At 35.9% G+C, this 14,188-nt stretch carries 14 protein-coding genes and 1 pseudogene; 4 read left to right on the forward strand and 11 right to left on the reverse strand.

What is annotated here, in order from left to right; translation table 11 throughout:
• Position 1: 1 nt before the first annotated feature.
• Together coxB and cyoE are read right to left on the reverse strand one after the other, a co-directional pair.
• A complete protein-coding gene (coxB, locus tag ACJ2A9_RS09190; protein ID WP_441421341.1) occupies positions 2–1,036 on the reverse strand; it encodes a cytochrome c oxidase subunit II in 1,035 nt (344 codons plus the stop codon).
• 116 nt (positions 1,037–1,152) lie between these two features.
• Positions 1,153–2,085, reverse strand: coding sequence for a heme o synthase (gene cyoE / locus ACJ2A9_RS09195; protein ID WP_441421342.1), 933 nt, complete (start codon positions 2,083–2,085; stop codon positions 1,153–1,155).
• A 488-nt stretch (positions 2,086–2,573) separates the two neighbouring features.
• Between cyoE and ACJ2A9_RS09200 the strand changes: the two genes are divergently transcribed.
• Entirely contained in the window at positions 2,574–3,473 is a 900-nt protein-coding gene (locus ACJ2A9_RS09200) for a COX15/CtaA family protein (RefSeq protein WP_441421343.1), read from the forward strand.
• 77 nt (positions 3,474–3,550) lie between these two features.
• Here the strand turns inward: ACJ2A9_RS09200 and ACJ2A9_RS09205 are convergent.
• The 5 genes and pseudogenes from ACJ2A9_RS09205 to glsA form a co-directional block, all read right to left on the reverse strand.
• Positions 3,551–3,643, reverse strand: a pseudogene (locus tag ACJ2A9_RS09205) (DNA starvation/stationary phase protection protein); the annotation flags it as partial.
• Between the two features lie 222 nt (positions 3,644–3,865).
• Positions 3,866–7,315 carry a pyruvate carboxylase gene (gene pyc / locus ACJ2A9_RS09210; RefSeq protein WP_441421344.1) on the reverse strand — a complete coding sequence of 1,150 codons (3,450 nt, stop codon included), beginning with the start codon at positions 7,313–7,315 and terminating at the stop codon, positions 3,866–3,868.
• 204 nt (positions 7,316–7,519) lie between these two features.
• Entirely contained in the window at positions 7,520–7,987 is a 468-nt protein-coding gene (locus ACJ2A9_RS09215) for a site-2 protease family protein (protein ID WP_441421345.1), read from the reverse strand.
• A 154-nt stretch (positions 7,988–8,141) separates the two neighbouring features.
• On the reverse strand, positions 8,142–8,444 hold the full coding sequence (locus tag ACJ2A9_RS09220; RefSeq protein ID WP_441421346.1) for a YlaN family protein: 303 nt from the start codon (positions 8,442–8,444) through the stop codon (positions 8,142–8,144).
• A gap of 139 nt (positions 8,445–8,583) precedes the next feature.
• A complete protein-coding gene (glsA, locus tag ACJ2A9_RS09225; RefSeq protein ID WP_441421347.1) occupies positions 8,584–9,513 on the reverse strand; it encodes a glutaminase A in 930 nt (309 codons plus the stop codon).
• 138 nt (positions 9,514–9,651) lie between these two features.
• On the opposite strand from glsA, the gene ACJ2A9_RS09230 reads away from it, so the two are divergent.
• Positions 9,652–10,149 carry a peptidyl-prolyl cis-trans isomerase gene (locus tag ACJ2A9_RS09230; RefSeq protein WP_441421348.1) on the forward strand — a complete coding sequence of 166 codons (498 nt, stop codon included), beginning with the start codon at positions 9,652–9,654 and terminating at the stop codon, positions 10,147–10,149.
• 130 nt (positions 10,150–10,279) lie between these two features.
• Here the strand turns inward: ACJ2A9_RS09230 and ACJ2A9_RS09235 are convergent, their stop codons facing one another.
• Complete coding sequence (locus tag ACJ2A9_RS09235) at positions 10,280–11,608, reverse strand: PhoH family protein (protein ID WP_441421349.1); 1,329 nt, start codon at positions 11,606–11,608, stop codon at positions 10,280–10,282.
• 268 nt (positions 11,609–11,876) lie between these two features.
• On the opposite strand from ACJ2A9_RS09235, the gene ACJ2A9_RS09240 reads away from it, so the two are divergent.
• Positions 11,877–12,455, forward strand: a complete 579-nt coding sequence (locus ACJ2A9_RS09240; protein ID WP_441421350.1) for a YhcN/YlaJ family sporulation lipoprotein — start codon at positions 11,877–11,879, stop codon at positions 12,453–12,455.
• 21 nt (positions 12,456–12,476) lie between these two features.
• On the opposite strand, the gene ACJ2A9_RS09245 is transcribed toward ACJ2A9_RS09240, so the two are convergent.
• Positions 12,477–12,932, reverse strand: coding sequence for a pyridoxamine 5'-phosphate oxidase family protein (locus ACJ2A9_RS09245; protein ID WP_441421351.1), 456 nt, complete (start codon positions 12,930–12,932; stop codon positions 12,477–12,479).
• Positions 12,933–13,368: 436 nt separating this feature from the next.
• Between ACJ2A9_RS09245 and ACJ2A9_RS09250 the strand changes: the two genes are divergently transcribed.
• Positions 13,369–13,569, forward strand: coding sequence for a YlaI family protein (locus tag ACJ2A9_RS09250; protein WP_441421352.1), 201 nt, complete (start codon positions 13,369–13,371; stop codon positions 13,567–13,569).
• Between the two features lie 47 nt (positions 13,570–13,616).
• On the opposite strand, the gene ACJ2A9_RS09255 is transcribed toward ACJ2A9_RS09250, so the two are convergent.
• Positions 13,617–13,889: a hypothetical protein gene (locus ACJ2A9_RS09255; RefSeq protein ID WP_441421353.1), complete on the reverse strand. Its 273-nt coding sequence runs from the start codon at positions 13,887–13,889 to the stop codon at positions 13,617–13,619.
• 4 nt (positions 13,890–13,893) lie between these two features.
• Positions 13,894–14,169, reverse strand: coding sequence for a YlaH-like family protein (locus ACJ2A9_RS09260; protein ID WP_441421462.1), 276 nt, complete (start codon positions 14,167–14,169; stop codon positions 13,894–13,896).
• Positions 14,170–14,188: the final 19 nt, after the last annotated feature.

Genomic DNA, 14,188 nt, shown 5'->3' on the forward strand with positions numbered 1-14,188 from the left:
CCTATTCACGGATTTTTAAGTTCATTAAGTATTCAACTAATGCATTCATATCTTCGTCACTTAGATGATCAAATGCAGGCATTGGATTTTTTGCCCCTTGTTTAAATTGTTCAGGGTTACGAATCCATGCTTCAAGATTTTCTTCGTTAAACTCTAAATAACCAGCGATTGTTTCACGATCACCAAAGTTAATTAAATCTGGTCCATATGCAGCTGGATTTCCACCTACGCCACCAACAGCATGACAACCTAAACAACTACTTTCAAATACTTCGCGACCTTGCTGTGCAACAGCTGTTTCAGGCTCGCCTGTTGCTTCACTTACACTTGTAATCCATTGCTCGAACTGATCAGGCTCAACTGCAATCACCTTAAAGTCCATCAAAGCATGTGCAGCACCACATAGCTCAGCACATTTACCAGCATATACGCCAGGCTCATCAGCAACTAGCCACATTGTGTTTGTAATACCAGGCACTGTATCCTGTTTACCACCTAATGCAGGTACCCAGAATGAGTGAATGACATCTTTTGACTCAAGATCAAAAGCAATTTTTGTACCTGTAGGTATATACAGGTCTTGACCAACTGTTACACCATATTCAGGATATTCAAATTCCCACCAAAATTGATGTCCAGTTACCTTTACTTTAAGACCTTCTTCACCCTCGTTAGGCTCTGTGTCTGCTAGGGCAAACGTCAGCATAACAGTAGGAACTGCAATAATGATTAATAATAGAATCGGAATTGTAGTCCAAATGATTTCAAGTTTGTGGTTACCAGCCACTTGTTTCGGGATTTTGTCTTCATCCCCTGGTCTTGCTCGGAATTTAATTAATACATATGCAAAAATTGCGAATACCACTAAAATAACAAAAATCATAACATAGATACTTGTTGTCATTAGTGATAATTGCATCTCTGCAACTGGACCTTTTGGATCTAGTGCAGATAAGTTAGCTACTCCACACCCTGACAAAACAAACAGAATGAATGCCATTGGTAAGAGGCGCCATAAATGTTTCCACTTTTTCATTTCGCACTTAACCTCACTTTCTTTTGTAACTTATTTACTATGAATATGGTATTTAAAAATTGTGCCTCTTTAAGGGAGCGTCTGTTATGTACGTATGAACGCTCCCTTAAAGGTTTTTAAATATGCACAATTATCATTAATATAAACATGATCGTTAGATAATTTAACGAATAGACAAACATCAGTCGTGCCCATTTAATATCATCTTTCATTTTGAAGCCAGCAAAACTAAGTGCCAACCATCCAAATCCTAAAATTGCTGCAATAACAGTATAAACAATTCCAAATGGATATAATAATAATGAAATTGGAATCAATGCAGCAACATACCAAGCCATTTGACGTTTTGTCATTTCAAACCCTGCAACTACTGGCAGCATCGGAATTCCAGCTGCACGGTATTCTTCACAACGTTTCATTGCTAATGCTAGGAAATGTGGTGGTTGCCACAAGAACATAATTAAGAATAATCCCCATGCGTAAGGATGTAATCCTGGATCAAGAGCTGCCCAGCCAATTACTGGAGGTACAGCACCAGAGATACTACCGACAATCGTATTTAATGAATGCGTTCTCTTTAGCCACATTGTATATATCACTACATAGACAAGCAAACCAATAATTCCAAATAAAGCAGCGACCGGAGTCGTTAATAAAAGAAATATCATTCCAAGTCCGGAAAGTCCAAGTCCTACCCATAATACTTGATTTGCAGGAATTCTTCCAGTTACTGAAGGTCTCGTACTCGTACGCTCCATTAAATGATCTATATCACGATCAATGTAGTTATTTAAGCAACATGCACCCGCCATAACCAAAGCAGCTCCTAACAATGCAAAAATAACGACTGCAATGTTATCAAGTAAACTTACGCCTGTATAAATAGAAGCTAAATAAATACCTGTAAACGTTGTAATTAAATTTGACATGACGATTCCGATTTTTGTTAACGTAAGGAAATCTCTCCATGTCCCTGTCGGATTTGCTTCGGATAGTGGACCGGGTTCCATAACCTTTGTCGCATCTAATGCCGAATTCATTTTATTCATCTTTCATTCACCCCCCTTTGAGAGTTTACTAAAGTATTAAGAAGTAAGCCTTTTCTAATTGAAATGTTCATTGCTCACCCTCCTGAATTAAGTATATGCATGATCATTTTTATAATTATTATCAAATACATTATATTATTAATTAGAAATAAAACCAACCTTAAGCATAATTAATTTTAATTTTGTTGTTAAATTTGTGAAAAAACTGTGAAAGTATGATCTTAATCACTATACACCATTATCCACAAAGTCTCGATAAATTTCAAGCATTTCTGTCATGAATATATTGTCATTTATTTCCCTTTATTTACAAAGGGTTTCACCATTTTCACTTAATTAGTTCACTATTTGTTCACACAAACGTCACAATTTTTGTATTAAAATTAGAATTATTATTAATTAATTCTAATTTTATTGACAGTATTGATAGTTATTTTTTAGAATTAGGTGCATTTTATTGAGAAAAGCGGATGAGAAAGGTGACACACATGGGTAAATTAGTAAAACTATACGCAGTAATCACAACGATTGGAATGTTAATTGTCTTATTACAAGGAGCACTTGTTACGAAAACAGAGTCAGGAGAAGGCTGTGGTAAGTCGTGGCCGCTTTGTCATGATCAAGTGATTCCAGATGTAATTACACTAGAAACGGTTATTGAATATAGTCATCGTGCCGTGTCTGGCTTATTGGGGATCATGGTTATTATTCTAGCAATCGTTACATGGAAGAAAATCCCACACGTAAGAGAAACTAAGTTTTTAGCAGTAATTGCAGTTTTATTTATTGTTTTTCAAGGATTACTTGGTGCAGCAGCTGTTATGTGGGGACAATCATCAGCAGTTCTCGCTTTACACTTTGGTTTTTCATTAATTTCTTTTGCCAGTGTTTTGCTGTTAACTATACTATTGTTTGAGGAAAACCGTCCTATGCAATCGAAAGTGCCAAAGATAACGTTAAAGTTTCGTAACTTTATATACTTCACCATCATTTACGCCTATATCGTCGTGTATACAGGGGCTTATGTCCGGCATACAGGTTCAAGTTTAGCGTGTTCAGGCTGGCCACTGTGCAACGGTCAAGTCATTCCATCATTAACCGGTATAGTTGGGGTACAATTTGGACACCGGGTTGCTGCAGCACTATTATTTATAGCTATCCTCTATTTAGCTTACCGCTCTTTTAAAAATTACAGAAATCAAGATACTATTTTTTGGACAAGTATTCTAGCTCTTATTCTAGTAACGTTGCAAGTAATGAGTGGCGCTGTTGTCGTCTTTACATTAATGAACTTATACGCATCTCTCTTACATGCCTTAATAATTTCACTTTTGTTTGGTGTTCTTAGTTATTTAACTATGTTGGCAACAAGAGTTAACATTAAATAAAATATTATTTAAAGAAAGGGACAGAGTTTTTCATCTGTCCTTTCGTTATCCTTGAATAATGCTATTCTCATTAATTTTTATTTTAAGAATGATCGAAGCATCCAGTTATGTTTTTCAAGTGATTGATGAATAGCTAAGAGCATATCGCCTGTCGTCTCATCACCTAACTCTGACTTATTTTATTGACTCCTTTTTCTTTTTTTACTTTACCCAAAGTTTCAGTGTATAAACCTCAATATATTGGACATAAAAAATGTTTTCACGTTGTACTATAGTACAATAAAAATTTACCATACTTTAACATAAAATAGCCGTCCAGCCTTAGTTTTTCATAAATTTGTAACTATTTTTCAATGAAAAAGGAAGCCTGATAGGCTCCCTTTTGTACAGTCTTATTTTGTCAGCTCAATTAATAAGTCTCCTGTTTGAATTGCTTCCCCACTTGAAACATGAATAGCCTTAACAATCCCATCAAACGGTGCTTGAACAGTAGTTTCCATTTTCATCGCTTCTGTAATCATTAAATGATCACCTTTCTTCACTTGATCACCTTTAACTACAAGAGTTTTTAGCACTGTTCCTGGCATTGAAGCTCCAATATGATCTGGATTCCCTTTATCAACCTTAGGTCTGGCAACAACATTTGTCTTCACATTTTGATCCTTAATAAGAACTTCACGCGGCTGACCATTAAGTTCAAAATAAACAATTCTTGTTCCATCCTCTTGTGGCTTAGAAATTGATACTAGCTTAACGATTAACGTTTTTCCTTGTTCAATTTCAACTTCAATCTCCTCTCCTAATCGTAGACCATAGAAGAAGGTTGGTGTATCAAGGACAGAGATATCACCGAATCTTTCTTTAAACTTCTCATAATCCATATAAACCTTTGGATATAAAGCGTACGAGATGAGATCAAAGCTAGTCACCTGACGATTTAAAGTATGATAAAGTGTTTCTTTAAGCTCATGGAAATTAATTGGCTCAAGGCTTTCACCAGGACGATCAATAATTGGTGATTTTCCTTTTAAGATGATTTGCTGCAGCTCTTTAGGAAATCCTTGATATGGTTGCCCTAAATGCCCCTGGAAAAACTCGACAACTGAATCCGGAAAATCCAAAGTTTCGCCTCTTTCGTAAATATCATCTTCCGTGAGATTATTTTGAACCATATATAGCGCCATATCTCCGACAATTTTTGATGATGGCGTTACCTTTACAACATCACCAAATAGGTCATTTACACGACGATACATTTTCTTTACTTCATCCCAGCGATTTTTTAATCCGACAGCTTTTGCCTGCTGCTGAAGATTACTATACTGTCCACCAGGCATTTCATGTTGGTAAACTTCTGTATGTGGAGCAATCATTCCACTTTCAAAGCCACTGTAATATTTACGGGTTCCTTCCCAGAAATCACTAAGTTTTTCTAATGACTGTATATCAATATTCGGCTGGCGTTCTGACCCACTTAAAGCATAATACAAGCTGTTTGCACTTGGTTGCGAAGTTAATCCAGCCATAGAACTTACAGCAACATCGACAATATCTACTCCTGCTTCAACAGCTTTTGCATACATGAACAGTCCGTTGCCACTTGTATCGTGCGTATGCAAGTGAATTGGAATGTCAATTGTTTCTTTTAATGTTGTAATTAATTCATAGGCTGCTTGAGGTTTTAATAGTCCAGCCATATCTTTTATGCCTAAAATATGAGCACCAGAGGCTTCTAATTCTTTGGCAAGATTTTTGTAGTAATTTAAATCATACTTCTTCCGTGTCGGGTCCATGATATCGCCTGTATAACACATTGCAGCTTCAGCAATTTTACCAGAATCACGTACAGAATCAATAGCCAGAGTCATCCCTTTTACCCAGTTTAAACTGTCAAAGATTCGAAACACATCAATTCCGGCTTGCGATGATTTTTCTACAAATTCTTTAATTAAATTATCCGGATAATTTGTATAGCCTACAGCATTTGATGCACGTAATAACATTTGGAATAAAACATTTGGTGCTTTATTACGTAATACTAATAATCGCTCCCAAGGATCTTCATGTAAGAAGCGCATCGCTACATCAAACGTTGCCCCGCCCCACATTTCCATTGAGAACAAGTTAGGTAATAATCTAGCAGTCGGCTCGGCAATTTGTTTTAAATCATGGGTCCGTACTCTTGTAGCAAGTAACGATTGATGTGCATCACGAAATGTTGTATCTGTTAATAATACATTTTTCTGTTCTTTGACCCACTTTGCTAAACCTTCAGCACCTCGCTCATCCAGAATTTGTTTTGTTCCGTCCTGAATTGGCTCTGAATATTTCACCTTAGGTATAATTGGCTTATCAAAAATTGGCTTCTTCACTTTCTCTAAGCCTGGATATCCATTAATAATGGTTTCTCCAATAAAGGATAGCATTTTCGTTCCACGGTCATATCGTTTTGGGAATACAAACAGCTCTGGTGTTGAGTCAATAAACGACGTATTATACTCTCCCGATAAAAACGCTTGATGCTGAACAACATTTTCTAAAAATGCAATGTTCGTTTTAATCCCACGAATACGAAATTCTCGTAAATTACGAAGCATTTTTGCAGATGCATCTTCGAACGACATCGCCCATGTAGATAGTTTGACTAACAATGAATCATAATACGGCGTGATAACTGCACCTTGGAAACCATTACCAGCATCAAGACGAACACCAAATCCTCCACCTGAACGATAAGCCATAATTTTGCCAGTATCAGGCATAAAATTATTTGCCGGATCTTCCGTCGTTACACGAGATTGAATCGCATAACCATTTGTGCGTATATTTTCTTGTGTCGGGATTCTTAATAAAGGTCCGTGTAATTCTGCCCCTGAAGCAATCTGAATTTGGGCTTGGACAATATCTACTCCCGTAACCATTTCCGTAATTGTATGTTCCACCTGTACTCTTGGGTTTACTTCAATAAAGTAAAATTCCCCATCATTTGTTACAAGAAACTCAACAGTACCGGCGTTAATATAGTTGACATTTTCCATTAACTGTACAGCAGCTTGACAAATTTTTTCTCGTAAGTCATTTGAAAGAGACACACTAGGTGCCACTTCGACAACTTTTTGATGCCTACGTTGAACCGAACAATCACGTTCATAGAGATGGATGATGTTACCCGTATGATCACCCAAAATTTGTACTTCAATATGCTTTGGATTCTCAATAAACTTTTCAACATAAACTTCATCATTACCAAATGCCGACTTTGCTTCTGATTTAGCACGATTGTATGCCTCTTCCAACGCTGCTTCTGAACGAACAATTCTCATTCCTCGTCCGCCGCCACCTAGGGAGGCTTTAATAATAAACGGATATCCGTACTGTTTTCCAAACTCTTCCACATCAGCAAGTCCAGTAACTGGACCATCACTCCCTGGAATAACTGGCAAGTTGGCTAGAACAGCTTGTTTACGTGCCTGAACTTTATCCCCGAACATCGTTAAATGTTCACTTTTTGGACCAATAAAAATAATTCCTTCTTCCTCACAACGTCTTGCAAATTGAATATTCTCTGATAGAAAACCGTACCCAGGATGTATTGCATCAACATCGTTACGCTTAGCAATTTCAATAATTCCTTCGATGTCAAGATAAGCATCAATTGGCTTTTTCCCTTCACCAACTAGATATGCCTCATCTGCTTTGTATCGATGGTAAGATCCTGTATCCTCTTTGGAATAGATGGCTACAGTGCGGATATGTAATTCGTTACATGCACGAAAGATCCGAATTGCAATTTCACCACGATTTGCGACTAATACTTTCCTTATTTTGTTAACACCATTCATACTAATCCCCCTATTATTTGATTAAAGTGTGATGATGTTTATAGGTTTTCTAAAATTATAAAATATAACCCGTAACCATCGATTTATCTAGTACGTAGATAAGCATATACCTAAAATTAGATATATTCACCATAATAACATGTTTTCTAAATATTTTTAAAAAATTTGCCTATGAAATTATTTAATAAAACTTTTTAATTTTTATTAATCACCTCTTGACCAAATTGACTGATAGACGATATAGCCATCTGACTGTCGATGTCCTCTTTGAAATGGAATTAAATTAACAACACAAACCCATAGATTATAGAGTGCAAACCACTGAAACCAGTAAGTAATGGAAGCTGTTCCTGTACCAAAACCAGGGAGTAATAATCCGAATACAACAAGCCCATTTAATAATGGTCCCCCTAGTGCAATGAAAGCTCGTCTTTTTCTGCCAATTTCTTTATCACTATCCGTAGTGGCATAACCTCCAATAAAAAAGAAAAGACGTAACGTAAAATGAAAATCATATATCTGCCAACGTTTTAAAACTGGTCCTGTACCAATTGTTAATCTAAGCTTTTTCACCGCCATCATTTGTGCCGTAAAAAGGTGTCCTAATTCATGAATAAACGTAGTAAGAGGTACGATCGTAATAAAATAAAGGATAAGTGAAAGAATAAACATTAATTGTCCACCTTTTTAAATAGTTAGTAGGTTTATAGCATTAAATGTAAAAAAGAGCAAGAAAATTCACTCATTATTAACCGCAATAAATAAAGAAAGAGCCTTTAACAATTGTTAAAGGCTCTTTCTAAGTAGCTTTAAAGATAAAAGCTTTCTATTTTCTCATTGATGCTTCATGTAATTCAGCAAGTTTCCGCTCTAATTCAGAAAGTAACTGTTTCCCAGTATCTTCATCGATTAATTGCAAACGAATTGCAAAATCAATCTCTCTAGAAAGACCAAACATTTGCGTATCCAATACTTCTTCATAGAGAGGACATTGAGGCATTGTTAAATTTTCCATTTGTACTTCTATTAATTTTAAGATATTAGCTGCATCCGCTTTAAGAAGGGCGTACGCTTTCTCAGTATATTCTGATGCTGCATTCACAGACAAACTTATCCCCTCCTTCTGCATAGTCTACATTATACTAAGTTTGACTATTAAATAGTTTACCATAATATTGATACATTTACAAAAATGAATTGCCATTAATTACTTTAATATTATCGTTATCTATTTAAAAATGCAAGAAAATATCAGATAGTTCTAATTCTTAAAAAATACTCAAATTAAATCGATGGGAAATTCCTTCTAATAATTTCATACCACCAATACTATTGCCCTTCTCATCTAAGGCAGGCCCGTATATACCTATGCCCATACCATATGGAACAGCACCAAGAATCCCCCCTGACACACCGCTTTTTGCAGGGATCCCTACTCGAATAGCAAACTCTCCTGAAGCGTTATACATCCCGCAAGTCACCATGAACGTTTTTACAATACGAGCTATTTGCATGGGTATCACTCTACGTTTCGTGTCAGGATTCACTCCTTCATTTCCAATAACATACCCTATTATCGCCAAATCTTTACAGTCGACTTCAATCGCACATTGTTTTGTATAAAGTTCCAATAATTGCTCCACATCACCAATGACAACACGATGCTGTTTCATAAAATAGCATAGGGCACGATTTAAATCTGCTGTTTCGTATTCAGATGTTGCTACTTTGTCGCAATAATGAATACTTGTGTTGTTCGTCATTTCATGAATAAACGAAAGAATCCGACCTAATCTTTCTTCAACCGTACTTCCGGCAATCATATCCGTTACAGCTAATGCCCCAGCATTAATCATTGGATTTAATGGCTTTGAAGGAACCAATGTTTCAAGTTTCGCAATTGAATTAAAAGGATCACCCGTTGGCTCCATCCCCACTTTTGAAAAAACATAGTCTTCCCCATGATCCATTAAAGCAAGAGCTAATGTAATGACTTTAGAAATACTTTGTAATGTAAATTTTTGATTAATATTCCCTGCTGAATAACATTCCCCGTTTGTCGTGTAAATTGACACTGCTAGCGTATCGGGATCGGCTTCTCCTAAAGCAGGAATATAAGTCGCTACCTTCCCGTGTTTGGTATATGGCAGGGCCAAATCAATCATTTCTAATAGTGTTTCTTGTTCTGAACAAATCAACGATTACACCTTCCTTCCCTCTTTTCCCACCAATTTCTTATTTTAGTTATTTCCATTTATGACAAAAACATATTATTAATGTAAAATTTAAATTGTAAAATGAGAAATTGGAGCAAAATGAAAGGAAAGTGACTTTATATGGATCACATTATACTGATTAAAGGTAAGGTAGAGCATACAATAACACTCGATCCTGGCGTTTGGATTTTTGATGATCGAAAGGTTGATTTGGATACGATCTTTACGAAGCAAGAAGAGGGAGAAGATGAGTTAACGAAATATAAAAAAGAAGTATCAGCACATTGGGACCGAGAACTACTAGAAGGAGCCATCCCACCAAGTGCAAGCGAGACGAAAAAGACAAAAAAAGAAGTCATCTTAACTAGCTCCTTCGGTATCCCTTTGAAACCATTCCTAGAGAATGCCGGGGTGTTTTCAGATGCTACTTCAATGATTATTGAAACAAAACACGGGAACACGATAGAAGTATCACTTCAAGTAGCAAAAGAGATGATACTAGGTTTTTCTAATCAAGGAAAGCCTTTATTAGAAGATGGACCAGTTCATGTTTATTTTGGAGATGGGTCGAATCAAACAGATCCCATCACTCATATTAGCTCCTTTATAATTAAATAAACTGCATGGGATGTCTCAAAAGCAAAGTGACAGTCACCTCAACCACAAAATATAAAGATCCGTGATGTAACCTCTATATTTTGTAAGTTATCGAGAATATCTGTCACTTATTAGACATCCTTTTTTTCTTTTATAGTAAATCAGCAGCCAATTGGGCCAGACCTGAGCGTTCTCCCTTTTCTAATTTTACATGTCCACTAACAGCCTGGTCTTTAAATTTTTCAACGACATAAGTTAAGCCATTGTTATATTCATCTAGATAAGGGTGATCAATTTGTTGCGGGTCTCCCATTAATACAATTTTACTCCCTTCTCCTACCCTTGTTAATATTGTTTTCACTTCATGCTTCGTTAAATTTTGGGCTTCATCAATAATAATAAACTGATCTGGTATACTTCTTCCTCGAATATACGTTAATGCCTCAACTTGAATGGATCCCATCCCTGCAAGAATACGGTCAAGCTCCCCTTGTTTTTTTGTATTAAATAGATACTCTAAATTATCATAAATAGGTTGCATCCACGGCCTTAGCTTTTCTTCTTTTTCACCAGGCAGGAATCCAATATCTTTCCCTACAGGTACAACCGGTCTTGCGACAAGCAGTTTTTTGTATCTTCCTAAATCCTCTGTTTGCATAAGACCTGCTGCTAATGACAATAATGTTTTACCTGTTCCTGCTTTACCGACAAGAGTCACAAAATTAATATCTTTACATAACAATAATTCTAGAGCCATCTTCTGTTGTACATTTCGAGACCGTATCCCCCACACTTGTTCTTGATCGGAGACAAACGGTGTAATCAATTTTCCCGTTGCATCTACTTTACCTACAGCAGAGCCAGATCCACCTAATGCATCTTTAATGATTAAAAACTGATGTGGATAAAAAGGATGTTCTGCTAACTCAGATACAGCCAGTTCATTTTTTTTATAAAACTTGTTTAACACTTCAGTGTTTGCATAAATCTCTAAATAGCCTTTATAGATATGGTCAAATTCAACAACACGATCATTTAAAAGGTCTTCTGCTGGAATACCAAGTGCATCTGCTTTGACCCTTACAAGAGCGTCTTTACTTACTAGAATTACTTGTTTACCATCAGGTTTTTCCTTCTCTTCTAGCATAATATTTAAAGCAACCGCTAATATTCGATTATCATTTGTTCTTTCTACAAATGTATCTTGAAGTTTCTGAAAAGAGCGATGATTCAATTCTACTCTTAGCTTTCCTCCATTCTCCAGGTCTACCTCTTCATATAACTTTCCTTTCCCTCTAAAACCATCCATCATTTTTGAAACTTGTCTAGCATTCCTACCAATCTCATCCATATAGCGTTTTTTTGAGTCTACCTCTTCTAAAACAACTGCAGGTATCACAACTTCATTATCTTCAAAAGCAAATAAGGAATACGGATCTTGTAGCAATACATTTGTATCTAAGACGTAGATTTTTTTCAACATCTCGCCTCCCGACTAATTTGTAGTAAAAAAGTTTAGTGACTATAAAGGTTTTGTTACTACTATGATATGCAAACAAGTTTCAATTGCTATTAAAGCAACTCTTGTACTAATCATGTTTTACTATAAATGTATGTTCAACCGAATAAAGATAGACGAAGAAACAAACAATAAATCATGAATAATTGATATGAAAGGAATGATAAAAGTGAAACACGTTCAAGTCTGCACATATATAATCCTTTTAATTTTTATAGCTGGCTGTCAAATGAATCAAGCGCAGGATAATAATAATGTAAATAATACAGAGGAAAATGTCAGGGGACAGCGTGTAAGTGAACAAGCCTCTGAACCCAATTATGTCAATGAAAGGGACGGAAATAAAGTTGCTAAACATTTAATTGATTTAGCAACTGGTATTCCTGACGTTGATGATGCTACTGCCCTAGTTATCGGTGATTTTGCAGTTGTAGGGATTGATGTGAATGAAAAGCTCGACCGCTCAGATGTCGGTGCGATAAAATACCAAGTCGCTGAAGCTTTTAAAGATGATCCAATGGGAGCTAATGCAATTGTTGTGGCAGATCCTGATGTCAACGTACGACTCAGAGAGATGCAAAAAGACATCGAAAATGGCCGGCCAATTGCCGGGATTATGGACGAACTAGCTGCAATTGTTGGGAGAATGATGCCAATAGTTCCAGGAAAAGAACATGATGCTAATGATCCTACAGATGTTAATGATGATAAACTTAGTGGTCAGCAACAAAAAGAATTAAATAAGCAACAGAACAAACAAGCAAAAGAAGATATTAATAATAAGAAAAATGAAAAAAAGCCAGAATAGAAGAAAAGCTTAGTCGAAGGACTAAGCTTTTTTCATTGCATCCATAACTTGTTTATCAAGTTTTGCTGCCGCTTCTGGATCATATGTTTTTTCGTACTTAGGCTCTACAGAAATTTTCGAGCCATAGAACATGACATCACGCACTTCAGTAATAGCAATTTCAACAAGAGCAAGCTTTAACGGCACTCCCTCTAGTTTTTCAGCTTTAATGGATGCTTTACCGGAAATCGAATATGTTGATTCATTTCCAATCACATTGATTACAACATCAGATTTCGCATTAATATTTTGAATAATTCGAGATCGGTTATCAACTGAAAATAAAACACTGTTCTTATTTGGAGCATAGACCCATGAAATTGCACTGACATTTGGTGCTCCCGTTTCATGATCTACAGTAGCCAGTGTTACAAAGCGCTCTTTTTGAAGAAGTGGTAGTAGTTCATCAGTTAATGTTTGTTCAACTTGGTTAGCCATAATTGTAAACCTCCTATAAAAAGTTTCACCTTAACGTGCACAACTATACTATACCTATTTTTATGGTAACTTAAAACTAAAACGCTCAATAAAAGTAAAACTTGTTTAATTTAATTAAATTATACATTAATATACCAACTTATATAGATAGTGTGTAATTGTTTGAATTTGATTTTTGGCTCGTTTTATGGAGGTATTGCATGAACTGAAACTGAAAATACATTTTCAGTTTCAGTTCATGCAATACCTCCAACCTTTCAGATAAATCTGAAAGGCTTGTGAATTTTATAATTCACAAGCACGAGCCAAAAATCAAATTCAAACAATTACACAAACGTAAATTATGTAGTAAGATAACAACTGTTCTGTATTTTGCTGGTTACGTGTTATACTAACATGTAATAGCTATAGGATTGTATGAATGTGAGGTGTTTAGATGAGAGTTAAGTGCGTGATATGCGATACAGTAGAGAATATTGAAGATTATAGTCCAACTGCAAAAAAACTTAGAAATCGGCCGATCCACACTTACATGTGTAAGTCTTGCCATGAACGGATATCAAAACGAACAAATGAAAGAATCGCTTCTGGAAACTTTAAATTATACAGAAGTAAAAAAGAAGAAGATGATTGGTAAAAATCAGTATAACAAAAAGCCCTCCAAAATTGGAAGGCTTTTCTTATTTACTGATTATACCTAGGTTCACTCTCAATTCCTTCAAGCAAACAATCAATCATTTCCAGAGGAAATTGCTTCTTATCCATTTGACCATCAATCCAGTAATAGACATAATACATCACATCATCACTTTCAACCTCAAGCTTTTCCACCTTGTGATCTACTGTGAGCATTTCATTGAAGAAATTATACGTATCAATTGCGGCTTGGTCGTCCGGCCTTGCATCAGCAACAACCTTAATTGTTAGCCAGTTATACAATGCATCTTGTAATTTCATCGAATCACCCCTTAGCTTCCTGTTCCCTCGTTCGATTTAATTTATATCGATATACACCTAAAACAATGGCTGCTAATAATAATGACTCAATGACTGGCATTCCAATCGCAAAGATTGTTATAGGAACACAACCGATAAAAAGACAAATATAGACGATCGCAGCTTTTAAAAGCGGTAACTTTCTGGCAAAACCAAGATTGTAGACAACTATACACAAAATGACAATAAGTGCATAAAGCAGCCAGTAACCTAATATAGGATTTTGGTCAATTCTTACCATCGCGGCAAACGTGGAAAGT

Source organism: Anaerobacillus sp. MEB173 (assembly GCF_052119505.1).
Taxonomy (GTDB): domain Bacteria; phylum Bacillota; class Bacilli; order Bacillales; family JBJMAU01; genus JBJMAU01.